Origin of the sequence: Streptomyces sp. NPDC099050 (genome assembly GCF_044759865.1) — a bacterium.
Lineage (GTDB): Bacteria > Actinomycetota > Actinomycetes > Streptomycetales > Streptomycetaceae > Streptomyces.
Genome location: NZ_JBIWAE010000035.1, coordinates 31,661 through 55,524 on the forward strand (window position 1 = coordinate 31,661; position 23,864 = coordinate 55,524).

The following is a 23,864-nucleotide window of genomic DNA, read 5'->3' on the forward strand; positions in this document are numbered from 1 at the left end:
GAGCCCCGGTCCCGGTCCCGGTCGCGGTCGGGGCCGCAGTCACAGCCACCGCCACCGCCACCGACACGGCCCCGCCCCGGGCCCGCGGCCCGCGCCTCCAGGATCCGGCCCGCCTCCGCCAAGGCTCGCGTCACCGCGTCGGCCAGCGACGTGTCGTCGGCCCGCAGGTCGGCGCCGCGGAGCCACAGGGTCGGGGCCGGGTGGGGGCCGCAGGTGCGGCGGGCCGCCAGCGCGGCGAGGGCGGTGGTGCGGCCGGTGCCGGGACGGCCTACCAGCGCGAGGACCTGGTGGTCCCCGGCGGTGAAGGCGTCCAGTTCGGCGCCGATCTCCGGGCGGTCCACCGGCTCCGGTCCCCCGGCGGCGAGGGCCGCGCCCAGGGTGGTGCCGGTGAGCTGGAGGGCTCCGGCGAGGTTCAGGTCGGCGCCGAAGCCCGGCACGGTGGCGGCGTTGCGTTCCAGCAGCGCGGCGAGGGGTCCGCCCGGATCGGCGGCGGCCGCGGCGGCGAGGGGCACGGCGAAGCCCCCGGAGCGGTGCTCCGCCCGCAGAGCGGTGCACAGGACCGCGAGCACCGCTCCGGTTCCGGCGTCCAGCACCGGCCCCCCGCAGGCCTCGCCGCCGAGCCGCAGCGCGTCGCGGCCGTCGGTCCCGATGGCCAGTTCCAGCGCGGCCGGGAGCAGGTGGACACGGTCCGTCGCCGTACCGGCGGCCGTGGCCGCGGCCGTGGCCATGGCCATGTAGGTCGCCTCGGCCGGGCCGAGCACCCGTGCCTGGCGCCAGCCCCGCGCGGACAGCCGTACGTACGTCCCGGGGACGATCACCCCGCGCGGCGCGACCGGCAGCGGCCGCACGCCGAGCCCGTCGCTGCGGACGAGCGCCAGCCCCAGCTCCGGCAGGGCGGTCACGTCCGAGGCCCCGGCCCGCCAGGTCCGCTCCCCCGGCGCCGGCCCGTGCAGGACCATCCGGGCCAGTCCGTCCACCGCCTCGTGGCTGGTGAGCACCGTCCCGCGGTCGTCCGCGACGAAGCCGCTCCCCCGCGGCCGCCCGGCGAGATCGCAGATCCTGATCAGTTCCGCCGTCACCGCACCACTCCCCGCCGCGCGTGCCCCGTAGGCACGACCGTAGGCAGGTGAAGATCAGCGGGAACAGCACGCGTGGCGAAAGCGCCCCCTTACGCTCCCTCCATTCACTCCGAGCGCCTGCTCGGACGGGTGAATAAGGGGGTCCGGGTGGATAGAGACCTACCCGAGGGGGGTCGTGGAGCGGCGAGCAGCAGTCCCTGTGCGCTCGCCGCTCCACGTCAAACTGGACCCTGCAGAGCAAACGGGACCTGTCCGGGCAAACGAGAACCGGCGGAGTCGAACGAGAACCGGCGGGGCCGAACGACGCGGGACCAAACGAGGCGGGGCCAAGCGACGCGGGGCCAAACGAGAACCGGCCGGCCCGAAGGCCGGCCGGTTCACCGCGTCAGGAATGCGGTTCAGGCGAAGACGGCGAGCGACTTCGCCTTGCCGCCCTTGCTCTCGACGAGCCCGAGCAGCGAGCCGTCCGGCCCGTAGACCGCGACCGCCTTGCCGGGCTCGTACTCGTCCGGCATGTCGATCCGCACACCGTTCGCCAGCAGCGAGGCCCGCCGGGCGTCGAGCTCCCAGCGCGGGAACGCGGCAGCCGCCGCGTCGCCGATCGGCATGACGGTCAGCTCCTCCTGGAGCTGGTCGAGCGTGCGCGCCCGGTCGATCTTGTACGGGCCCACCCGCGTCCGCCGCAGCGCCGTGAGGTGCCCGCCGACGCCGAGGTCGGCGCCCAGGTCCCGCGCGAGCGCGCGGATGTACGTACCGCTGGAGCAGACCACGGAGACGACGAGGTCGACGACCTTGGTGCCGTCCTCGGCCTCCGCCTCCCGCATGTCGTACACCTGGAACGAGGAGACGGTCACCGGGCGGGCCGGGATCTCGAACTCCTCGCCGTCGCGTGCGCGCTTGTAGGAGCGCACGCCCTTGATCTTGATGGCGCTGACCTTGGACGGGACCTGCATGATCTCGCCGGACAGCTTGGCGATGCCCGCGTCCACCCCGTCCCGGGTGACCCCGCCGGCGTCCGTGGAGGAGATGATCTCGCCCTCGGCGTCGTCCGTCAGGGTGTTCTGGCCCAGCCGGATGGTCCCGAGGTACTCCTTCTCCGTGAGCGCGAGGTGGCCGAGGAGCTTGGTGGCCTTCTCGACGCCCAGGACCAGCACGCCCGTCGCCATCGGGTCGAGCGTGCCGGCGTGGCCGACGCGGCGGGTCTTGGCGATCCCCCGCATCTTGGCGACCACGTCGTGCGAAGTGAAGCCGGACGGCTTGTCGACGATGACCAGGCCGTCCGGCGTCTTCCCTGCGTTGGTGCTCATTACGCGGATGCGTCCCCGTCTTCGTCGGCGTCGGCGTCGGCCTCGGCCTCGTCGGCGTCGTCCTCATCGGGCTTCTTGTACGGGTCGGCGTCGCCGGCGTACTTCGCGCCCGAGGAGACCTCGCGCACCTGGGCGTCTGAGGTCCGCGCCTTCTCCAGGAGGTCCTCGATGCTCTTGGCGGTCTCCGGAAGGGCGTCCGCCACGAACGTCAGGGTCGGCGTGAACTTGGTCTGCGCCGCCCGGCCGACCGCGGAGCGCAGAACGCCCTTGGCGCTCTCCAGACCCGCTGCCGCACTGACCCGCGCCTCGTCGTCGCCGTACACCGTGTAGAAGACCGTGGCCTCCCGCAGGTCGCCGGTGACCCTGGTGTCCGTGATGGTCACGTGCGTACCGAGGCGGGGGTCCTTGACGCCGCGCTGCAGCTTCTCGGCCACCACCTCCCGGATGAGGTCCGCCAGCTTCTTCGCCCGCGCATTGTCGGCCACTGGTCCGTCTCCTTCTCAAGTCTTGCGGTCAGTCTTCATCACCGTGGAGCCGCCGTCGTACCGACAGCAGTTCCACTTCCGGACGTGCCGCGACCAGCCGCTCGCAGCGGTCCAGTACATCCGAGAGGAACCCCGTGTCCCCACTCACCAGAGCGACCCCTATACGGGCCCTGCGGTGCAGGTCCTGGTCGCCCACTTCGGCCGCGCTCACAGAGAACTTGCGCTGGAGCTCGGCCACGATGGGCCGGACGACGGAGCGTTTCTCCTTCAGCGAGTGAACGTCGCCGAGGAGCAGATCGAAGGACAGAGTCCCCACGTACATGCAGTTCCGGATATCCCGCCGGTGCGGGTTCGGTGGCCTGCCGGCCGTCGCGCGGCAGGGTCATCAGAACCGTACACGCAACGGCCGGGGCCGATCGACGGATATTCCGCCGACCGGCCCCGGTGTTACAGCTACCTACGACTACGACACGGTGCGAACACCGCCTCGCGCTTACGCGCGGGGCTTCTCGCGCATCTCGTACGTCGCGATGACGTCGTCGATCTTGATGTCGTTGAAGTTGCCGAGGTTGATACCGCCCTCGAAGCCTTCGCGGATCTCGGTGACGTCGTCCTTGAAGCGGCGCAGACCGGAGATGGTGAGGCTCTCGGCGATGACCTTGCCATCGCGCAGGAGCCGCGCCTTGGTGTTGCGCTTGACCTCGCCGGACCGGATGAGGACACCGGCGATGTTGCCCAGCTTGGACGAACGGAAGACCTCGCGGACCTCCGCCGTGCCGAGCTCGACCTCTTCGTACTCCGGCTTGAGGAGACCCTTCAGGGCCGCCTCGATCTCCTCGATGGCCTGGTAGATCACCGAGTAGTAGCGGACGTCGACACCCTCGCGCTCCGCCATCTGCGCGGCACGGCCGGCCGCACGGACGTTGTAGCCGATGACGATGGCGTCGGAGCCCATCGCCAGGTTGATGTCGGACTCGGTGACCGCACCCACACCGCGGTGCAGGACGCGGATGTCGACCTCTTCGCCGACGTCGAGCTGGAGCAGCGAGGACTCGAGAGCCTCCACCGCACCGGACGCGTCGCCCTTGATGATGAGGTTGAGTTCCTGGACCAGACCGGCCTTGAGGACCGAGTCGAGGTCTTCCAGGGACACCCGGCGGACGCGCTTGGCGAAGTTGGCGTTGCGCTCACGCGCAGCACGCTTCTCGGCGATCTGACGGGCGGTGCGGTCCTCGTCGACGACGAGGAAGTTGTCGCCGGCGCCGGGGACGTTGGTGAGACCCAGGACCAGGACGGGGGTCGCGGGACCCGCTTCCTCGACGTTGTTGCCCTTGTCGTCGAGCATGGCGCGCACTCGGCCGTAGGCGTCGCCCACGACCATCGTGTCGCCGACGCGGAGGGTACCGCGCTGGACGAGGACGGTGGCGACGGCACCGCGGCCGCGGTCGAGGTGGGACTCGATCGCAATACCCTGAGCGTCCTGCTCCGGGTTGGCGCGCAGGTCGAGCGAGGCGTCGGCGGTGAGGACGACGGCCTCGAGCAGGGAGTCGATGTTCAGACCCTGCTTGGCGGAGATGTCGACGAACATCGTGTCGCCGCCGTACTCCTCGGCGACCAGACCGAACTCGGTGAGCTGACCGCGCACCTTGACCGGGTCGGCACCCTCGACGTCGATCTTGTTGACCGCGACGACGATCGGAACGCCGGCGGCCTGGGCGTGGTTGAGCGCCTCGATCGTCTGCGGCATCACGCCGTCGTTGGCCGCGACCACGAGGATCGCGATGTCGGTCGACTTGGCACCACGGGCACGCATGGCGGTGAACGCCTCGTGACCCGGGGTGTCGATGAAGGTGATCTTGCGCTCTTCACCGTTGACCTCGGTACCGACCTGGTACGCACCGATGTGCTGCGTGATGCCACCGGCCTCGCCCGCAACGACGTTCGTCTTGCGGATGGCGTCGAGCAGTCGGGTCTTACCGTGGTCGACGTGACCCATGACGGTCACGACCGGCGGACGCGGCATGAGGAATTCCTCGCCGCCCTCGTCCTCGCCGAACTCGATGTCGAAGCCCTCGAGGAGCTCGCGGTCCTCTTCCTCCGGGCTGACGATCTGAACGACGTAGTTCATCTCGCCGGCCAGCATTTCGAGGGTCTCGTCGGAGACGGACTGCGTGGCAGTGACCATCTCGCCGAGGTTCATCATCACGGCGACGAGCGACGCCGGGTTGGCGTTGATCTTCTCCGCGAAGTCGGTGAGGGAGGCACCGCGGGACAGGCGAACGGTCTCGCCGTGACCACGCGGCAGCATGATGCCGCCGACCGACGGGGCCTGCATGGCCTCGTATTCCTGGCGACGCTGGCGCTTGGACTTGCGACCACGGCGCGCGGGACCACCGGGACGGCCGAAGGCACCCTGCGTGCCACCACGGGCATTGGGACCACCGGGACGCCCGGCGAAGCCGGGACGACCGCCGCCACCGGCACCGGCCGGACCGCCGCCGAAGCCGCCGCCACCGGGACGGGGACCGCCGAAGCCGCCGCCGCCACCCGGACGCGAGCCCGGACCGGCCGGACGACCGGCGAAGCCGCCGCCCGCGGGACGACCGGCGCCACCGGCGCCGCCGGGACGGGGACCGCCCGCACCGGGACCACGGCCACCGGGGCCGCCACCGGGACGGGGACCGGGACCACCGGCAGCGGGACGCTGCGGCATCATGCCCGGGTTCGGACGGTTACCACCGGGGGCACCACCCGGACGCGGAGCGCCGCCCTGCGGGCGGGGCATGCCGCCCGGGGTCGGACGGCCCGCACCGGCACCCTGCGGACGCGGAGCGCCGCCGGGGCCGCCCTGCGGACGGGGAGCGCCACCCTGGCGGTCACCGGCGCCGGGGGCACCGGGACGGGGAGCGCCGGCCGGACGGGGCGCCTGCGGGCGCGCCATGCCGGTGGAGCCACCAGAGGTGAACGGGTTGTTGCCCGGACGGGGACCGGCCGGACGGGCGCCCTGCGGACGCGGGGCCGAAGCACCGGGACCTGCGGGACGCTCGGTGCGCGCCGGAGCGGCACCGGCCGGACGCGGGGCGCCGGGACGGGCGCCGGACTGGCCGCCCTGGGCCGCCGGACGCTCGGTGCGCTCGGGGCGCTGCTGCGCCGGACGCGGACCGGGGGTCGCGCCGGGGCCGGCGGGACGGTCGGTGCGCGCCGGAGCCGCGGCGGCCGGAGCCGCCGGAGGCGCGGAGAACTCGGTCGCCACGGGAGCCGCCGGAGCGGGCTTCGGGGCGGCCGGAGCCTTCGGACCCGGGCGCGGGCCGCCGGTGGCGGCCGGGGTCACCGGGGCGGGGGTGCTGACGACCGGGGCCTCGGCAACGACCGGCTTGGGGGCCGGGGCGCCGGGCTTCGGGGCAGCGGGACGTGCAACAGCACCCGGGGTGGGAACCCCGGGCTTGGCGGGGGCGGCCTTGCGGGGCTCACCCGGCTTCGCAGCGGGCTTGCCGGCGTTGCCGCCGGGGCCCTGCAAAGCGTCGGTCAACTTGCGTACGACCGGCGCCTCGATCGTCGAGGACGCCGAACGGACGAACTCACCGAGTTCCTGGAGCTTGGCCATGACGACCTTGCTCTCAACTCCGAACTCCTTGGCGAGTTCGTATACCCGGACCTTAGCCACTTCGCTCCTTTTAGGTCCGGGTTACGCCGGACCGTGTCTACTTCATGCTCGTACTCATCGCGTACTCATCGAGGGGTGCTCATCGCAATCTCGACCTACTTCCAACTCGCGAGGTACCTGACCGCACGGTGATCCGTGCCGTACTACGTGCTTACGGTGTCGCCTCGGCCTCATCGGCCACGGCATTGTGCAGTTCCGCCGTGTCGAACGGTCCTGCGGACTTGAAGGCCCGGGAGAACGCCCTACGGCGGACAGCCTGGTCGAGGCAGACCACGGCGGGGTGCACGTAGGCACCCCGGCCGGGCAGCGTACCGCGAGGATCGGAGACGCATTTGTCACCGACCGCCACGATGCGCAGCAGATCGCTCTTGGCCGCTCGCTCCCGACACCCCACACAGGTGCGTTCGGGGCATGCGCGGGCTTGCGTCCGGCCAGACACGCTTAAGTCTACCTCCCCGCACCGACCTCACCCCTTCGGGCGAAAAATCGAACGGATGTTGTCGTGATCACTAGTGCCGGGTCACGCCGCCGAAACCTCGGCGGCGGACGGCCGTGCACGTCGAGCAGGGCTCTTGTCGCCCCTGCCGTTCCTGTGTACCGCCCGGACAGCTCCGGGCGGTAGCGGTTTTATTCCCCGCGGCGGTCGTCGCGCCGGTCGTCCCGGCGGTCGCCGCCCCGGTCGCCCCGGTCGTCGCCCCGGTCGTCGCGGCGCTCGCCGCGGTCGTCGCGGCGCTCGCCCCGGTCGCGGTCCTCGCCGTCCGAGGGCTGCTCGGTGTCGGGACGGATGTCGATGCGCCAGCCGGTCAGGCGAGCGGCGAGGCGGGCGTTCTGGCCCTCCTTGCCGATGGCCAGCGACAGCTGATAGTCGGGCACGGTCACCCGCGCGGAGCGGGTGTCCCAGTCCACGACCTCGACCTTGCTCACCCGGGCGGGCGACAGGGCGTTGGCGACCATCTCCGCCGGGTCGTCCGACCAGTCGACGATGTCGATCTTCTCGCCGTGCAGCTCGGCCATCACGTTGCGCACGCGGCTGCCCATCGGGCCGATGCAGGCGCCCTTCGGGTTGAGGCCGGAGCGGTTGGCGCGGACGGCGATCTTGGTGCGGTGACCGGCCTCACGGGCGATCGCGCAGATCTCGACGCTGCCGTCGGCGATCTCCGGGACCTCGAGCGAGAACAGCTTCTTCACCAGGTTCGGGTGGGTGCGCGACAGGGTCACGGACGGACCGCGGACACCCTTCGCCACCCGCACGACGTACGACTTCAGTCGCAGCCCGTGCGTGTACTCCTCGCCGGGGACCTGCTCCTGCACCGGCAGCATGGCCTCCATCTTGCCGATGTCGACGAGGACGTTCTTCGGGTCCTTGCCCTGCTGCACGACGCCGGTGATGACATCACCCTCGCGGCCCAGGAACTCGCCGAAGGTCAGGTCGTCCTCGGCGTCGCGCAGACGCTGGAGGATCACCTGCTTGGCGGTCGTCGCGGCGATGCGGCCGAAGTCCGACGGGGTGTCGTCGAACTCCTTGGCCTCCTGGCCCTCTTCCAGGTCCCTCGGGTCCTCGGTCGCCCACACGATCACGTGACCGTTGGTGCGGTCGAGCACGACGCGTGCGCGCCGGAAGCTTCCCTCGGTGCGGTGGTACGCGATGAGGAGGGCCGACTCGATCGCTTCGACGAGCAGGTCGAAGGAAATCTCCTTCTCCCGGACCAGACCCCGTAGGGCACTCATGTCGATGTCCACGACTACGCCTCCTCTTCCTTCTTGTCCTTGCGGTTGAACTCGATCTCGACACGCGCCTTGGCGATGTCGGTGAACACGATGCGGCGGGCGGTCGCCTTGCGGCCCTTCACGCCCGGGACCTCCAGGTCCATGCCCTCGTCGTCGACGTCGAGGATGCGGGCGATCACTTCCCCGCCGTCCGACGTCTGGAACTTCACGAGGCGGCCGATCGCCCGGATGTAGTGACGGTGCTCGGTCAGCGGGCGGTCCGCGCCAGGCGAGCTGACTTCGAGGACGTACTCGTCCTCACCCATCGCGTCGGTCTCGTCCAGCAGGTCGGAGACCTCGCGGCTCAGCTCGGCGCACGCGTCCAGCTCCACGCCTTCGTCGGAGTCCACGATGATGCGCAGCATCCGGCGCTTGCCCGCCTTGGACGTCTCGATCTCCTCGAGGTCCAGGCCCTTGGCGGCGACGAGCGGCTCCAGCAATGCGCGCAGCCTGTCGCTCTGGGTGGTGCTCATCCGGGTGACTCCTCGGCCGCGTGTGCTGTTGTGATTTCCGTCGTGCGTCAGGTCAAAGGGTATCCGGTCGCGGAGGGTGTTGCCGTCCGCCCTGTGGACGGGGCCCCGGGTACGGTGATCACACCCTGCCGGCCATCACCCTTAGGACGTCCCCGTGCCCTCGATCCTGCCGTCGCGAAGAGGCCTGCTCGCCGGTGCCGCGGGCGTCGCCGGTGCCGCGCTGCTCAGCGGTTGTTCCGACGACCGGCCGCCCGCCGCGGAGCCCGAGGTTCCACTCGAACGGCGGATGCGCGAGACGGCCGTTCGTGAGAGCGAGCGACTGCTGGAACGTTACGACGCGACGGCCGCGGCCCATCCGGCCCTCGCCCAGCGCCTCGCACCCCTGCGCGCCTCGGTCGCGGCGCACACGGCGGCCCTCGCCGACGGGGGCTCCCCGGAGGCCCCGGCCCCGCCCTCCCGCTCCGCCTCCGCTCCCTCCCCCGTCCCGTCCGGCGCCGCGGCCGCTCCCCCCGCTCCGGGGGCCGCACCCGTGCCCGCCGGGCCCGCCGACGCGCTGACCGCCCTCGCGGACGCCGAGCGGAGCCTGGCCGAGGCCCGGACGATCACCCTGGCCGGCGCCCCCGGGGAGCTCGCCCGGATGCTCGCCTCGGTCGCGGCGTGCGGCCACGTCCACGCGTACCTGCTGACCTCGACCCCGGGAGCCTCCTCGTGACCTCCACACCCTCCCCCGCCGGCCGGGTCCTGGAGGCGGCGCAGGCCGCGCTCGCCGCCGAGCACGCGGCCGCGTACGGCTACGGCGTGATCGGGGCCCGGGCCTCGGCCGCCCGCTCCGCCGAGGCCCGCGAGGCGCACGGCGGCCACCTGGCGCGCCGCGACGCGCTCGCCCGCACCGTGCGTGAGCTGGGCGGTTCCCCGCGGCCCTCGGAGGCCGCGTACACCCTGCCGTTCACCGTGCGCACGCCCTCCGACGCCGAGCGGCTGGCCGCCGGGATCGAGGACCGGGTGGCGGGCGCGTACTCGGATCTGGTGCGCGCCGCCGAGGGCCGGCTGCGCCGCGAGGCGGCCGACGCGCTGAGCGCCGCGGCCCTGCGGGCGGCACGGTGGCGCGGTGTCGGCGTAGCCTTCCCTGGGCTCACGGAACGCGCGGACACACCGCCGACCTAGCGCGCAACCATGCGCGGCGAGCCCGGGCACGGCTGAAAGGGACCACGCACGCATGGCTTTCGAACCGCCGCAGCGGCTCCTACGGGCGCTCGGCGAGCTGCCGGAATCGGCGCACGTCTCGCACTGGCTGGGGCAGCTCCCCGGACTGGCGGAGGAGGCGCTGGCCCGGCGCGGGGTGCTGGCCCAGCGGGTGCAGGCCCCCGGCGGCCGCACCAGCCTGGTCGTCCTCGTCCGCTACGCCGACGGGACCCCGGCCGCGCTGAAGCTGGCCCCGCCGGCGCTCCGGCCCGACCGGGAGCTGGCCGCGCTGGCCCACTGGGGCGGTTACGGGGCGGTACGGGTCCTCGACACGCGCCATCACGAGGAGGACGGGGCGCTGCTGCTGGAGCGGCTGCACCCCGAGGTCTCGCTGCGGTCGCTGCCGGAGGCGAAGGCGCTGCTGGAGGCCTGCGGCACGCTGCGCCGCCTGTGGGTGGCCCCGGCGCGGGGGCACGGCTGGGAGACGGTCGCCGAGCGGACCTCCGAGCAGGCCGAGGTGCTCCGCAAGGCTCCCCCGGAGACGGCGGAGCTGGCCTCGGCGGCGCTGGCGGCCCGCGAGGAACTGACGGCGGCGCCGGCCGAGGAACTGCTGCTGCACGGGAACTTCCGACAGGGCAAGGTCCTCTCCGGCGAGCGCGCTCCGTGGCTGGCGGTGGGCCCGGACCCGATGGTCGGTGAGCGGGCGTACGACCTCGCGCGGCTGGTACGGGACCGGCTGGAGGACCAGATGGCCTCCTCGGCGGGGGCCTCGGGCGCCCGGCGACGGGTGAACAAGCTGGCCGACGCGCTGGAGGTGGACCGGGACCGGCTGCGGGGCTGGACGCTGTTCCGGGCCGTCGAATCGGGCAACCGGGCGCTGGCCGCCGGCCGGCGGCGGGACGCGGAGCTGCTGCTGGAGTTCGCGGGCTGGTTGTAGGGCATAACACCCCTGTGGGGGACCTGCCCGGCAGGAGGACGCCATGCTCCAGGAACTGCTCACAGCGGGCGCCGTCGCGGGCGTCGGGATCGTGGCCTACCTGGGCGCCGCCGCCCGGGTGGTGAAGCAGTACGAGCGGGGCGTGGTCTTCCGCCTGGGGCGGCTGCGGGGCGCTGTCCGGGGGCCCGGCTTCACCTTCGTGGTCCCGGCCGTGGACCGGCTGCACAAGGTCAACATGCAGATCGTGACGATGCCGGTGCCCGCCCAGGAGGGGATCACGCGGGACAACGTCACGGTGCGGGTGGACGCGGTCGTGTACTTCAAGGTGGTGGACGCGGCCAACGCGCTCATCGAGGTCGAGGACTACCGGTTCGCCGTCTCCCAGATGGCGCAGACCTCGCTGCGGTCGATCATCGGCAAGTCCGACCTGGACGACCTGCTGTCCAACCGGGAACAGCTCAACCAGGGCCTGGAGCTGATGATCGACAGTCCGGCGGTGGGCTGGGGCGTCCAGATCGACCGGGTGGAGATCAAGGACGTGTCGCTCCCGGAGACGATGAAGCGGTCGATGGCGCGGCAGGCGGAGGCCGACCGGGAGCGGCGGGCGCGGATCATCAACGCGGATGCGGAGCTCCAGGCGTCGAAGAAGCTGGCCGAGGCGGCGGCGGTCATGTCGGAGCAGCCGGCGGCGCTTCAGCTGCGCCTGCTCCAGACGGTCGTGGCCGTCGCCGCGGAGAAGAACTCCACGCTGGTCCTCCCGTTCCCGGTGGAACTCCTGCGCTTCCTGGAACGCGCGGCACCCGCGCCTGCGGCGCCTCGTCCCGCGGCCCCTCCGCCCGCGGCCCCTCCGCCCGCGGCCCCTCCGCCCGCAGTACCGGGCCCGGTCACCTCGGCCCCTGCTCCTGCGGCGCCGTCTCCCAGCCTCGCGGGCCCCGCTCCCGCGGTGGCGCCTCCGGACGCCGCTGCGGGGTTCGGCCCCGGGGCGGTCGCGGAGCCCTGCCTGGACGGATCCCCGCCGCCGCCCCCTGCGGAGCCGGACGGGCGCGGCTAGGCGCTGCGCGGAGCCGTCCCCTACCCGCCCTTCCACCGTTCCCCGGGCTCCGCCCGGACCCGGTCCTCAAACGCCGGACGGGCTGAAATGTGCCGCGCAGCGGCAAATCCAGCCTCGCCGGCGTTTGAGGCGCGGGGTCTGGGGCCGAGCCCCAGGGGGGTCGGGCACAGCCCCGGGGAACGGGCGAAGGGCGGGTAGGGGACAGCCCCGCAGGGCTACGCGGTGCCGGTCAGGCGGGACAGGGCCTCCGTCAGGGGGAGTTCCTCGCGGGTGCCGGCGCGGCGGTCCTGGAGCTCCACCACCTCGTCGGCGGACCGGCGGCCCGCCACCAGGATCCACGGGACCCCGATGAGTTCCGCGTCCGTCAGCTTCACCCCGGGTGACAGGCCCGGCCGGTCGTCCAGGAGGACGCGCAGACCGGCCCCGGCCAGGGACCGGGCCGCCGACTCCGCCAGCGCGAGCGGCACCGCCTTGCCGGCCGCCACGACGTGCACGTCGGCCGGGGCCACCGCCGCCGGCCAGCACAGGCCCCGCTCGTCGGCCGTCTGCTCGGCCAGCGCGGCCACGGCTCGGGAGACGCCGATCCCGTAGGAGCCCATCGTGACCCGGACCGGCTTGCCCTCCTTGCCGAGCACGTCGAGCCCGAAGGCGTCGGCGTACTTGCGGCCGAGCTGGAAGATGTGCCCGATCTCGATGGCCCGGTCGAGCCGCAGCCCGGCGCCGCAGGAGGGGCAGGGGTCGCCCTCCTCGACGACGACCACGTCCAGGTACCGGTCCACCTCGAAGTCCCGACCGCAGACCACGTTCCGCGCGTGCGTATCGGGCTGGTTGGCGCCCGTCACCCAGGAGGTGCCCGGCGCGACGCGGGGGTCGGCGAGGTAGCGGACCTTCTCCAGGCCCTGCGGGCCCACGTAGCCCCGTACGAGGTCGGGCCGGCCGGTGAAGTCCTCCGCCGTCACCAGCTCCACGACCGCCGGGGCCAGGTGCTCGCCGAGCTTGCCGAGGTCGACCTCCCGGTCGCCCGGTACGCCGACGGCGGTGATCTCGCCGTCCACCTTCACCAGGAGGTTCTTCAGCGTCGCCGAGGCGGGGATGCCCAGGTGCGCCGCCAGCGACTCGATGGTGGGGGTGTCGGGGGTCGGGATCTCCTCCAGCGGGCCGTGTTCCCCGCCGGCCGGGGTCAGGGCGAAGGTCACCGCCTCCGTGTTGGCCGCGTAGCCGCAGGAGGGGCAGTCCGCGAAGGTGTCCTCGCCGGCCGGGGCCGGTGCCAGGAACTCCTCGGACGCCGAGCCGCCCATCGCGCCCGAGACCGCCGACACCACCCGGTGGTCGAGACCGAGCCGCTCGAAGATCCGCACATAAGCCTCGCGGTGGAGCCGGTAGGACTCCGCCAGGCCCTCGTCCGACACGTCGAAGGAGTACGAGTCCTTCATCTGGAACTCGCGGCCGCGCAGGACGCCCGAGCGGGGCCGCGCCTCGTCGCGGTACTTGGTCTGGATCTGGTACAGCATGACCGGCAGGTCCTTGTAGGACGTGCACTGGTCCTTGACCAGCAGGGTGAAGATCTCCTCGTGGGTGGGGCCGAGCAGGTAGTCGGCGCCCTTGCGGTCCTTGAGCCGGAAGAGCAGGTCCCCGTACTCCGACCAGCGTCCGCTGACCTCGTACGGCTCCTTCGGCAGCAGCGCCGGGAGCAGCACTTCCTGCGCCCCGATCCCGTCCATCTCCTCGCGGACGATGCGCGAGACGTTGTCCAGGACCCGCTTGCCGAGCGGCAGCCAGCTCCACACCCCGGCGGAGCTGCGCCGGACGTAGCCGGCCCGCACCAGGAGGCGGTGGCTGAGGGTTTCCGCGTCGGCGGGGTCCTCGCGGAGGGTCTTGGCCATGAGGCGGGACATGCGCTGCACGTGTTGCGTTGACATGACGGGAGGCTACCGGGGGCGCGGAGCCGCACGGAAACGCTTTCCAGCCTACGGGGTCAGGGCCCGCGCGGTCAGGGCCTGAGGGGTCAGGGCCTGCGCAGCGGCAGCGGGGCGCCCATGACGGCGTACGGGAGGCTCGCGCTCGGGAAGAGGACCTGGCGGGCCAGATCCGTGTAGCCGAGCGAGCCGTACAGGCCGCGGGCGGGGCTGTCGGTGTCGATCGCGGAGAGGATCGAGCGGTCCTCGGCGGCGGTGTCGGTGATGAGGGTGATGAGGGCGCGGCCGACGCCCTGGCCCTGGAACCCGGGGTGGACGTGGAGCTCGGTGATCACGAAGGAGCCGTCGAGCCAGCCTTCGTGGCCGCCGGTCCGCAGATAGGGCTCGACGACTCCGGACCACCAGTGCGCGCGGTCGTTGGGCATCCCGTAGACGAACCCGGCGAGGCCCCCGTCCTCGGTGAACGCGCCGAGCGCGCGGGCGCCGCGGCAGGTCATGTGGCGCTGGACGATGTAGCGCCGGATGCCGATCTCCTCCTCGCTGAGGCCGAAGGCCATGGCCTGCACGCGCAGGGCCTCGTCGACCCGGGCGGCGAGGTCGAGGGCCCCGATGCGCAGGCCGGCGGGCCGGCCGGGGTCTTCTCCCGCGGGGGTTGGCATCATGCGGCGACCTTACTGGCCGGGCGTGCGGTCGAACAGGAAGATCGGAACAGGGCGCCCGGAAAACGGGACGCCCGGGGAGCGGGTGCCCGGCGACTGGACGCCCGGGGAGCGGACGCCCTGAGACTGGACGACCCGTGCCCGAGGCTCAGAACAGCACGCTCATGAACGCGCCGACCTCTCGGAAGCCGACCCGGCGGTAGGAGGCGCGTGCGGCGGTGTTGAAGTCGTTGACGTACAGGCTGACCACGGGGGCCACGTCCCGCAGCGCGTACGCGACGACCGCGGCCATCCCGGTCTCGGAGTGCCCGCGGCCGCGGAACTCGGGGGCCACCCAGACGCCCTGGATCTGGCAGGCGCGGGAGGTCGCGGCGCCGATCTCGGCCTTGAAGACGACCTTGCCGTCCTCGACGCGGGCGAAGGAGCGCCCGCCGGCCACCAGCTCGGCGACGCGGGCCTGGTAGAGCAGGCCGCCGTCGCCGGTCATCGGGGAGATGCCGACCTCCTCGGTGAACATGGCCACGCAGGCGGGCATGATCAGGTCCATCTCGTCCTTGCGGATCCGCCGCACCCGGGGGTCTGCGCCCACCGTCGTGGACGGCTGCTCCATGATCATGAGCGGCTGCCGGGAGCGGACGTCGCGGGCCGGGCCCCAGCTGGGCTGCAAGAGCTGCCAGAGCAGCTCCGTCGCCTCGGCGGGGCCGACGATGGAGGAGCAGCGGCGGCCGGTGCGCCGGGCGCGGTCGGCGAAGGCCCGTACGGCGTCGGGGCCGGCGCAGACGGGCACCAGGTTGGCGCCGGCGTAGCAGAGGGAGCGGAGCTCGCCGTCGGCGTACCAGCCCCACATCTCGCCGCCCAGGCGCCACGGGTCGAGTCCGGCGATCTGGACCCGGGAGGTGACGAAGGCGTTCTCGACCGGCGCGCGGCCGAGGATCTCGAGCGCGGCGTCGAGATCACTGGGCTCAAGGACCCGGGTGGTGGTCTGCGTCAACACTGGGGCCTCACCATGCAAGTCTGCTGATCTCCGCACTGTACCCGGAGCGGCTCCGAGATGCCTTCGAGGCCCCTCGGAGCCGCTCCTCGGAGCGCTCCCGGGCCGTGCCCGCCCCGGAGGCCCGCATGCCGACGGGCCCGGAGCCGCACCTGCGGCTCCGGGCCCGTCGTCGTTCCGGCCGCCCGCGCGGAGCCGTGCGGCTCCGTGCGGGCGGCTGTGCCATGTCCTAGACGCCGATCGCGACCGTCGGCTCGCCCGACATCACGCCGTCCTTCTCCATCTGCTCGGCGATCTTCATCGCCTCTTCGATGAGGGTCTCGACGATCTTCGACTCGGGGACGGTCTTGATGACCTCGCCCTTGACGAAGATCTGGCCCTTGCCGTTGCCGGAGGCGACGCCCAGGTCGGCCTCACGGGCCTCGCCGGGGCCGTTGACGACGCAGCCCATGACCGCGACGCGCAGCGGGACCTCCATGCCCTCCAGGCCCGCCGTGACCTCCTCGGCCAGCTTGTAGACGTCCACCTGCGCACGCCCGCAGGACGGGCAGGAGACGATCTCCAGGCGGCGCGGCTTGAGGTTCAGCGACTCCAGGATCTGGATGCCGACCTTGATCTCCTCCACCGGCGGGGCCGACAGCGAGACGCGGATCGTGTCGCCGATGCCTTCGGAGAGCAGTGCGCCGAAGGCGACGGCGGACTTGATCGTGCCCTGGAACGCCGGGCCGGCCTCGGTGACGCCGAGGTGCAGCGGGTAGGTGCACTGGGCGGCCAGCTGCCGGTAGGCGTTGACCATGACCACCGGGTCGTTGTGCTTGACCGAGATCTTGATGTCGCTGAAGCCGTGCTCCTCGAAGAGGCCGGCCTCCCACAGCGCGGACTCGACCAGCGCCTCGGGCGTGGCCTTGCCGTACTTCTTCAGCAGGCGCGCGTCGAGCGAGCCGGCGTTGACGCCGATCCGGATCGGGGTGCCGGCGTCCTTGGCGGCCCGCGCGATCTCCTTGACCTTGTCGTCGAACTGCTTGATGTTGCCCGGGTTCACGCGGACGGCGGCGCAGCCGGCGTCGATCGCGGCGAACACGTACTTCGGCTGGAAGTGGATGTCGGCGATGACCGGGATGTTCGACTTCTTCGCGATCACGGCGAGCGCGTCGGCGTCGTCCTGCGTCGGGCAGGCCACGCGGACGATGTCACAGCCGGACGCGGTCAGCTCAGCGATCTGCTGGAGCGTGGCCCCGACGTCGGAGGTCCTGGTGGTGGTCATCGACTGCACGGAGATCTGTGCGTCCCCGCCGACGGCGACCGAGCCGACCTGGATCTTGCGGCTGACCCTGCGGTCGGCAAGCTTCGTCGGCACGGCCGGCATTCCGAGAGAGATGGCAGTCATCTGCTGTGCAACCCCAAGGTGTGGATATAGGTGCCGGGATCGGCGGGCTCCAACGTCCGAGATTACGCCAACCGGCACGGCTCACGTGCATCGCCGGTCGGTCGCCACTCGAACGTAGGGAGCCGGGCACGATGCGTGCCCGGCTCCGAATCGCATGCTGTAGGGACGGTCCGCGGGATGACCCGCCCAGCGGCCCGCCGATCTTTCGATCAGGTGATTTTAATGGGATTGACCACGTCCGCGGCCAGGACCAGCAGGGTGAAGCAAAGGAAAACTCCGGCCACCACGTAGGCGGCGGGCATGAGCTTCGCCACGTCGAACGGGCCCGGGTCGGCGCGCCGGAAGACCCGGGCGAAGGCCCGCCGCACCGATTCCCACAGGGCGCCCGCGATGTGTCCGCCGTCCAGGGGCAGCAGGGGCAGCATGTTGAACAGGAAGAGGGAGAGGTTGAACATGCCCAGCACGTTCAGCATGATCGACATCCGCTGCTCGCCCGGAATGTCCAGGGTCGCGATCTCCCCGTTGATCCGGGCCGCGCCGACGATGCCCATCGGGGAGTCCTGCTCCCGCTCGGCTCCGTTGAAGACCGAGTTCCACAGGGCCGGGATCTTGCCGGGGAGCTGGGCCAGGCCCTGCACGCTGCTCTGGACGACCTCGCCGACCCGGTCCGCGGACTGGGTGAAGGTGAGCGGGGCGATCACGGACTTCGGGCCGACGCCGAGATAGCCGGCCGAGACGTACTCGCCCTTGACGTAGCCGCCGTGGCCGTCCGTCTTGCCCACGCGGTTCTCCACGAGGCTCGCGTTCAGGGCGACCTTCTGCCCGTCGCGCAGGACGGTGAGGGTGGCGGGTCCGATGGTGTTCCGGATGTCCTTCTGGAGGGTGTCCCAGTCCTCGACCGGCTTGCCCTGGAAGGCCACGATCTTGTCGCCGGCCCGCACGCCCGCGGCCTTGGCCGGGGCCGCGGGGTCGCCCGCCTTACAGGTGTCGCGGTTCTCGCTCTGCTTGATCACGCAGTCGGTGACGGTCTGGACCTGGGTGGTGGTCTGCTGCACCCCGAAGGTCATCCACACGCCGAAGAAGATCGCCATCGCGAGGACCAGGTTCATGAACGGTCCCGCGAACATCACGATCACGCGCTTCCACGGCTTGCGCGTGTAGAAGAGCCGCGATTCGTCGCCGGGCTGCAGTTCCTCGTACGCGGCCGAGCGCGCGTCCTCGATCATCGAGCGGAACGGCGACGTGGAGCGGGCCGTGACCTTGCCATCCTCCCCCGGCGGGAACATTCCGATCATGCGGATGTATCCGCCCATCGGGATGGCCTTGAGCCCGTACTCGGTATCGCCCTTCTTGCGCGACCAGATGGTCCGGCCGAAGCCGACCATGTACTGGGGCACGCGGATGCCGAAGAACTTGGCCGTGGAGAGGTGGCCAAGCTCGTGCCAGGCGATCGAGAAGAGCAGCCCGACGACGAAGACGAGCACGCCGATCAGGGTCAGCAGTACGGTCATGCGCGCGCCTCCACGGCGGCCCGTGCCGCCATCTCCTGTGCCCGGGCCCTGGCCCAGGTCTCCGCTTCAAGGACGTCCGCGACGGTGAGAGAAGTTCCCCTGGCGGGGGTTCCGTGCTCATCGACCACGGCAGAGACGGTATCCATGATTGCTGTGAACGGGAGCCGACCGGCCAGGAACGCCTCTACGCACTCCTCGTTCGCCGCATTGAACACGGCGGGCGCGGTACCGCCCAGGGCGCCGACGTGCCGGGCCAGGCCCACCGCCGGGAAGGCCTCGGTGTCCAGCGGGAAGAACTCCCAGGTGGACGCCTTGGTCCAGTCGAACGCGGTGGACGCGTCCGGGACCCGCTGGGGCCAGCCCAGCCCGATCGCGATCGGGCCGCGCATGTCCGGCGGGGTGGCCTGGGCCAGCGTGGAGCCGTCCGTGAACTCCACCATGGAGTGCACGTACGACTGCGGGTGGACCACGACCTCGATCCGCTCGAAGGGGATGTCGTAGAGCAGGTGCGCCTCGATGACCTCCAGCCCCTTGTTGACCAGGGTCGCCGAGTTCACGGTGATCACCGGGCCCATCGCCCAGGTCGGGTGGGCCAGGGCGTCCTGCACCGTGACCGAGGCCAGCTCGGCGCGGGTGCGGCCGCGGAAGGGCCCGCCGGAGGCGGTGACCACGAGCTTGCGGACCTCGGCGCGGGTGCCCGCGGCCAGGGCCTGGAAGAGCGCGGCGTGCTCGGAGTCGACCGGGATGATCTGGCCCGGCTTCGCCAGGGCCTTCACCAGCGGGCCGCCGACGATCAGCGACTCCTTGTTCGCGAGGGCCAGGGTCCGCCCGGCGCGCAGCGCGGCGAGGGTGGGCGCGAGGCCGATGGAACCGGTGATGCCGTTGAGCACGGTGTGGCACTCGGAGGCGGCGAGCTCGGTCGCCGCGTCCGGTCCGGCGAGGATCTCGGGCAGCGGCTCACCGGCGCCGTACTCGGCGTCCAGGGCCTCCTTGAGGGCCGGTACGACGTCTTCGCGCGCGACGGCCACGGTGTTCACGCGCAGCAGCCTGGCCTGCTCGGCCAGCAGCGCGACCCGGCCGCCGGCGGCGGACAGGGCCGTGACCCGGAACCGGTCCGGGTTGCGCAGGGCCAGGTCGATGGCCTGGGTCCCGATGGACCCGGTGGAGCCGAGGATGACGATGTCCCGACGGCCGGCCGCGGGGTCGAAGAGGAGGTGCGGATCGGCGAGGGGAGATGGGCGGTCGCTCATGGACCCATTGTTGCTGCAACTCAGGGGCGCCCGGACACGGAGCCCCCTTCCGTGACCCGAAGGAGAAGGTGAGGGAGCGTTCCGGCGAAGTCCGGGAGGGTGGTGGCGACCCGCCACCAGGCGTCCGGATCGGAGCCCAGGGCCAGCGCGAACAGCCGGTCGGCCTCGGACCGGGCCGCGATCACGGGGGCGGACGGCTCGTGGCGGTCGGGGTGGTCCACCTCACCCAGCCAGTGGTCCTCGTCCAGGGCCCAGCAGGCGGGCGCCTTGTGCCGGATCACGTCCTCGCCGGTGAGCAGCCCGCGGGCGAGGCAGTCGCGCACCCACCGGACGTCCTCCTCGACGGACTGCATGGGCACCGCGAGGCTCGCCAGGGCCAGTTCGCGGTCCACCCCGCCGACCGGCCCGGCGCCCCCGGGCGCCATGGAGCGCACGGCCTCGGCGAGCCCGGGGACCGGCTCTCCCGCGGCGGGCTCCGGCAGGGTGCCGCGCACGATCCGGGCCACCAGGACCGGCAGGGTGCCCGGGAAGACGGGGGCGTGGCGCAGCAGTTCCGCCCAGAGCCGGGGGTCGTCGCGCAGGGGACGCAGGGCCCGGGCGACGGCCGTGCGCATCCCCGTCCGCTCGGGCAGGGTCCAGCGCAGGCCGCGGGCCCGGGACACGTCGGTGAGGAGCAGGCTGCGGTGCGCCGGGGCCACGTGGGCGACGATCTCCTCGTGCGTGACCCGGCCCATCCGTACGGCGCGGACGGCGGGCCGGTACCAGGAGCGCTCGTCCGGAGCCGCGGTGGCGAGCAGCGCGTGGACGGCGTCCCGGGGCAGGTCCAGGGCGAGCAGCAGGGCTTCGACGGAGCCGGCCGGCAGCGGCCGTCGGAGGTGCTCGGCGAGCAGCGGCCCGGGGTCCGGGCCGTGGCTCAGGGCCAGGATGTCCAGCGGGACCCGCGGCCCGCGCCGGCCGTGGCGGCGCAGCAGGCCGATGAGCTCGGCCGCGGTGAGGGGCTCCTCGACGGGGTCCCGGCCGAGTTCCGCGCGGAGCACCGGCAGGAGTTCCGGAGGGGTCCGGCGGCGGGCGTACCGGGCGGGCCCGGGCAGGCCGGGCAGCGGCCGGCCCACGACGCGGGGGTTGCGGGCGACGTAGCTGCGGTCGGCCGGGCTTCCGTGGCGGAGCAGCAGGGTGACGGTCGAGGCCGCCAGCCATTCGTCCCGGCACAGGTATTTGAAGGCGGGCTCGTCGAGCCGGCCGATCATGTCGGTGACGACGTGGTCCGGTGCGTGGCGCAGCACGTGCGCCACGCACCAGGCCAGCCGTCGGCTGGTGCGGTCTTCCTCGGCCGTCGGCATCGTTCTCGTCCGCCTCGCGCTGTGCTCGTACGCGTACCCGTGCTCGTACTCATACTCATCCTCGTACGTCCGTCCGACGTCCGGCGATGATTTCAGGTCAGCGCAGCGGCCGGTGGACGTTTTCGCGAGTGGAGGGGCCCGGGGTGGCGTCGGCGATCCACGGGCCGTCGCCGGAGGGGTCGAGGACGCCCTCCTCCAGCCAGGTGTAGGTCCCGGACAGGACCCCGGCCACGACCTTGCGGTCCAGGTCGTCGGTGTTGTCCCAGAGCCGCCCGAAGAGCTCCTCCACGCGGAGCCGGGACTGCCGGCAGAAGGCGTCGGCCAGCTGGTAGGCCTCCCGGCCGTGCTCGCCGGTGGCCCGCAGGTGCTCGGCGCGCACGCAGGCCGCGCTCATCGCGAAGAGCTCGGCGCCGATGTCGACGATCCGGCCGAGGAACCCCTGCTTGGTCTCCATCCGGCCCTGCCAGCGGGACATGGCGTAGAAGGTGGACCGGGCGAGTTTGCGCGACCCGCGTTCGACGTAGCGCAGATGGGTGGCGAGGTCGGGGTGGCCGCTCGGATGGAAGGCCCGGTAGGTGCCGGGGACCTGGCCGGCGCCGGTGGCGAGCCGCGGCAGCCAGCGGGCGTAGAACCCGGCGGCGCGGGCGCCCGCCTTCGCCTTGTCGCCCAGTGCCTTGTCGGGGTCGATGAGGTCGCCGGCCACCGACAGGTGGGCGTCCACGGCCTCGCGGGCGATCAGCAGGTGCATGATCTCGGTGGATCCCTCGAAGATCCGGTTGATGCGCAGGTCGCGGAGCATCTGCTCGGCCGGTACGGCCCGCTCGCCGCGGGCCGCGAGGGACTCGGCGGTCTCGAAGCCGCGCCCGCCGCGGATCTGGACCAGCTCGTCCGCCATCAGGCAGGCCATCTCGGAGCCGTAGAGCTTGGCGAGGGCGGCCTCGATGCGGATGTCGTTGCGGTCCTCGTCGGCCATCTGGGAGGCCAGGTCGACCACGGCCTCCAAGGCGAAGGTGGTGGCCGCGATGAAGGAGATCTTGGAGCCGACGGCCTCGTGCAGGCCGACGGGCCGTCCCCACTGCTCGCGTACGCCGGACCATTCGCGGGCGATCTTCAGACACCATTTGCCCGCCCCCACGCACATGGCGGGCAGCGACAGCCGTCCGGTGTTCAGCGTGGTCAGCGCGATCTTCAGGCCGGCGCCCTCGGCGCCGATGCGCTGGGCCGCGGGGACCCGGACCCGGTGGAAGCGGGTGACGCCGTTCTCCAGGCCGCGCAGGCCCATGAAGGCGTTGCGGTGCTCGACGGTGATGCCCGGGGAGTCGGCCTCGACGACGAAGGCGGTGATCCCGCCCCGGTGGTTCTCGCTCTTCGGCACCCGGGCCATGACGACGAGCAGGTCGCCGACGACCCCGTTGGTGGTCCAGAGCTTCACGCCGTCCAGGACGTACGCGTCCTCCCCGTCCGGGACCGCCGTGGTGGCCAGCCGCGCCGGGTCGGAGCCGACGTCGGGCTCGGTGAGGAGGAAGGCGCTGATGGCGGTGGTCGCACAGCGCGGCAGGTAGGCGTCCTTCTGCTCCTGCGTGCCGAACATCTTCAGCGGCTGGGGCACGCCGATCGACTGGTGGGCGGAGAGCAGGGCGCCGATGGCCGGGCTGACGGAGCCGACGAGGGCGAGCGCCTTGTTGTAGTACACCTGGGTGAGGCCTAGGCCCCCGTACTTCGGGTCGATCTTCATGCCGAGCGCGCCGAGCTCCTTCAGCCCGCGCACGGTCTCGTCGGGGATCTTCGCCTCGCGCTCGATGCGCGCTCCGTCGACGGAGGTCTCGCAGAACTCCCGCATCCGGGCCAGGAAGGCCTCCCCGCGCCGGACGTCCTCCTCGGCCGCGAGCGGGTGCGGGTGGATCAGGTCCAGCCGGAACCGGCCGAGGAACAGCTCCTTGGCGAAGCTGGGCCGCTGCCAGTTCTGTTCCCGGGCCGCTTCCGCGACCTGCCGTGCCTCGCGCTCGGTCACCTTGGGCTGTGCGGACGGTGCGGGCTGTCGCGGCCCTGCGGGCGGAACGGGCTGTGCGGGCTGTGCGGGCTGTGGTGCGGACATGAGGGGGCTCACCTCGCCGCCGAGAGAGGGGGTGCTTACCGGTGGGTGCTACCAGTGAGTCGTACCCGTTTCGGGCGCCGGGGAAGCGGCGGTAAAAGAGGGACGCCGGAACCGAACCCGCTCAGGCGTCCGGCCGGCCCACGGCCAGCCGGACGACCCGCTCCGCGTGCGGGACGAGGTAGAAGTGGTCGCCCTCGAAGACGTGGGAGGTGAAGGCGCCCGTGGTGACCGCCGGCCATGCCCGGGCGCCGAGCGGGGTGACGCGGGGATCGCGGTCCCCCGTGAGGGCCATGACGTCCGCGCGCAGCGGCGGAGCGTCCTCGCGGCGGCGGTAGGCGTCGATCAGGCGGAAGTCGTTGCGGATGACCGGCAGGAACAGCTCGCGCCGCGCCCGTGCTGTGGCCGAGGAGCACCGTGGGCCCGGGGGTTTCGGCCAGGAGCGCCGCGGTGACCTGTGGTGCCAGCGCGTCCATCGTCGGGATCAGCGCCTCGCCCATGCGGGTTTCGCGTCCCGGGTACCGCACCGCCACGAAATCGACCGAAGGATCCAGGTGCCGGGGCCGGTCGCGGAAGAAGCCCGCGCCGCCTCCCGCGTGCGGGAAGCACACCAGGCGCAGGGCGGGATCCGCGACGGGGCGGTGGCGAACCAGGTAGGACACGTGCGACTCGATTCGCCGGCCGGGAAGCGGCTCGCCCGGCGGCGTGGGGCCGCGCGTGCGGGCGCTCACGCCCCTGCCACACGGCGCCCGTGGCCTGCGGTCCGGGGGGCC

Annotated in this window: 20 protein-coding genes and 2 pseudogenes; 4 read left to right on the plus strand and 18 right to left on the minus strand. The window is 72.5% G+C overall.

The window, feature by feature from the left end; all coding sequences use genetic code 11:
- The 8 genes and pseudogenes from ACIQV3_RS36815 to rimP form a co-directional block, all read right to left on the minus strand.
- Positions 1–1,064 (minus strand): annotated as a pseudogene (locus tag ACIQV3_RS36815) (serine protease); the annotation flags it as partial.
- A gap of 413 nt (positions 1,065–1,477) precedes the next feature.
- Entirely contained in the window at positions 1,478–2,386 is a 909-nt protein-coding gene (gene truB / locus ACIQV3_RS36820) for a tRNA pseudouridine(55) synthase TruB (RefSeq protein ID WP_403720614.1), read from the minus strand.
- Positions 2,386–2,871 carry a 30S ribosome-binding factor RbfA gene (rbfA, locus tag ACIQV3_RS36825; RefSeq protein ID WP_403720616.1) on the minus strand — a complete coding sequence of 162 codons (486 nt, stop codon included), beginning with the start codon at positions 2,869–2,871 and terminating at the stop codon, positions 2,386–2,388. Before rbfA ends, truB begins: the two co-directional genes overlap by 1 nt.
- A 28-nt stretch (positions 2,872–2,899) precedes the next feature.
- The gene (locus ACIQV3_RS36830) at positions 2,900–3,193 is read right to left on the minus strand and encodes a DUF503 domain-containing protein (RefSeq protein WP_030161467.1); all 294 of its coding nucleotides are present in this window, start codon (positions 3,191–3,193) and stop codon (positions 2,900–2,902) included.
- 171 nt (positions 3,194–3,364) lie between these two features.
- Entirely contained in the window at positions 3,365–6,535 is a 3,171-nt protein-coding gene (gene infB, locus ACIQV3_RS36835) for a translation initiation factor IF-2 (RefSeq protein WP_403720619.1), read from the minus strand.
- A 151-nt stretch (positions 6,536–6,686) separates the two neighbouring features.
- The gene (locus tag ACIQV3_RS36840) at positions 6,687–6,974 is read right to left on the minus strand and encodes a YlxR family protein (RefSeq protein WP_266881406.1); all 288 of its coding nucleotides are present in this window, start codon (positions 6,972–6,974) and stop codon (positions 6,687–6,689) included.
- 188 nt (positions 6,975–7,162) lie between these two features.
- On the minus strand, positions 7,163–8,275 hold the full coding sequence (nusA, locus tag ACIQV3_RS36845) for a transcription termination factor NusA (RefSeq protein ID WP_403720622.1): 1,113 nt from the start codon (positions 8,273–8,275) through the stop codon (positions 7,163–7,165).
- 2 nt (positions 8,276–8,277) lie between these two features.
- Entirely contained in the window at positions 8,278–8,775 is a 498-nt protein-coding gene (gene rimP, locus ACIQV3_RS36850) for a ribosome maturation factor RimP (protein ID WP_266904030.1), read from the minus strand.
- Between the two features lie 154 nt (positions 8,776–8,929).
- Between rimP and ACIQV3_RS36855 the strand changes: the two genes are divergently transcribed.
- Genes ACIQV3_RS36855 through ACIQV3_RS36870 form a run of 4 tightly spaced genes read left to right on the plus strand, consistent with a single transcriptional unit; the run spans position 8,930 to position 11,945 of the window.
- Complete coding sequence (locus tag ACIQV3_RS36855; protein WP_403720623.1) at positions 8,930–9,487, plus strand: hypothetical protein; 558 nt, start codon at positions 8,930–8,932, stop codon at positions 9,485–9,487.
- Positions 9,484–9,939 (plus strand): ferritin-like domain-containing protein, encoded by a 456-nt coding sequence (locus ACIQV3_RS36860; RefSeq protein ID WP_403720624.1) that lies wholly within the window; start codon positions 9,484–9,486, stop codon positions 9,937–9,939. The genes ACIQV3_RS36855 and ACIQV3_RS36860 overlap by 4 nt, the downstream gene beginning before the upstream one ends.
- A 52-nt stretch (positions 9,940–9,991) precedes the next feature.
- Positions 9,992–10,894: an aminoglycoside phosphotransferase family protein gene (locus ACIQV3_RS36865; protein ID WP_403720625.1), complete on the plus strand. Its 903-nt coding sequence runs from the start codon at positions 9,992–9,994 to the stop codon at positions 10,892–10,894.
- Between the two features lie 43 nt (positions 10,895–10,937).
- The gene (locus ACIQV3_RS36870; protein WP_403720627.1) at positions 10,938–11,945 is read left to right on the plus strand and encodes a slipin family protein; all 1,008 of its coding nucleotides are present in this window, start codon (positions 10,938–10,940) and stop codon (positions 11,943–11,945) included.
- A 215-nt stretch (positions 11,946–12,160) separates the two neighbouring features.
- On the opposite strand, the gene ACIQV3_RS36875 is transcribed toward ACIQV3_RS36870, so the two are convergent.
- The 10 genes and pseudogenes from ACIQV3_RS36875 to ACIQV3_RS36920 all read right to left on the minus strand — a co-directional run.
- Entirely contained in the window at positions 12,161–13,864 is a 1,704-nt protein-coding gene (locus tag ACIQV3_RS36875; RefSeq protein WP_403720629.1) for a proline--tRNA ligase, read from the minus strand.
- An 86-nt stretch (positions 13,865–13,950) separates the two neighbouring features.
- Positions 13,951–14,520 (minus strand): GNAT family N-acetyltransferase, encoded by a 570-nt coding sequence (locus ACIQV3_RS36880; RefSeq protein ID WP_403720653.1) that lies wholly within the window; start codon positions 14,518–14,520, stop codon positions 13,951–13,953.
- Positions 14,521–14,668: 148 nt separating this feature from the next.
- Positions 14,669–15,514 carry a GNAT family N-acetyltransferase gene (locus ACIQV3_RS36885; RefSeq protein WP_403720631.1) on the minus strand — a complete coding sequence of 282 codons (846 nt, stop codon included), beginning with the start codon at positions 15,512–15,514 and terminating at the stop codon, positions 14,669–14,671.
- A gap of 226 nt (positions 15,515–15,740) precedes the next feature.
- Positions 15,741–16,898 carry a flavodoxin-dependent (E)-4-hydroxy-3-methylbut-2-enyl-diphosphate synthase gene (gene ispG, locus ACIQV3_RS36890; RefSeq protein WP_403720633.1) on the minus strand — a complete coding sequence of 386 codons (1,158 nt, stop codon included), beginning with the start codon at positions 16,896–16,898 and terminating at the stop codon, positions 15,741–15,743.
- 209 nt (positions 16,899–17,107) lie between these two features.
- The gene (locus ACIQV3_RS36895) at positions 17,108–18,409 is read right to left on the minus strand and encodes a M50 family metallopeptidase (RefSeq protein ID WP_403720635.1); all 1,302 of its coding nucleotides are present in this window, start codon (positions 18,407–18,409) and stop codon (positions 17,108–17,110) included.
- Positions 18,406–19,659, minus strand: a complete 1,254-nt coding sequence (gene dxr, locus ACIQV3_RS36900; RefSeq protein ID WP_266881395.1) for a 1-deoxy-D-xylulose-5-phosphate reductoisomerase — start codon at positions 19,657–19,659, stop codon at positions 18,406–18,408. The genes ACIQV3_RS36895 and dxr overlap by 4 nt, the downstream gene beginning before the upstream one ends.
- Positions 19,660–19,679: 20 nt before the next feature.
- Positions 19,680–20,999: a hypothetical protein gene (locus ACIQV3_RS36905; RefSeq protein ID WP_403720637.1), complete on the minus strand. Its 1,320-nt coding sequence runs from the start codon at positions 20,997–20,999 to the stop codon at positions 19,680–19,682.
- 97 nt (positions 21,000–21,096) lie between these two features.
- A complete protein-coding gene (locus tag ACIQV3_RS36910; RefSeq protein ID WP_403720640.1) occupies positions 21,097–23,094 on the minus strand; it encodes an acyl-CoA dehydrogenase family protein in 1,998 nt (665 codons plus the stop codon).
- A 121-nt stretch (positions 23,095–23,215) separates the two neighbouring features.
- Positions 23,216–23,473 carry a thioesterase II family protein gene (locus ACIQV3_RS36915; protein WP_403720656.1) on the minus strand — a complete coding sequence of 86 codons (258 nt, stop codon included), beginning with the start codon at positions 23,471–23,473 and terminating at the stop codon, positions 23,216–23,218.
- A gap of 64 nt (positions 23,474–23,537) precedes the next feature.
- A pseudogene (locus ACIQV3_RS36920) lies at positions 23,538–23,822 on the minus strand (thioesterase II family protein); the annotation flags it as partial.
- Between the last annotated feature and the right edge of the window lie 42 nt (positions 23,823–23,864).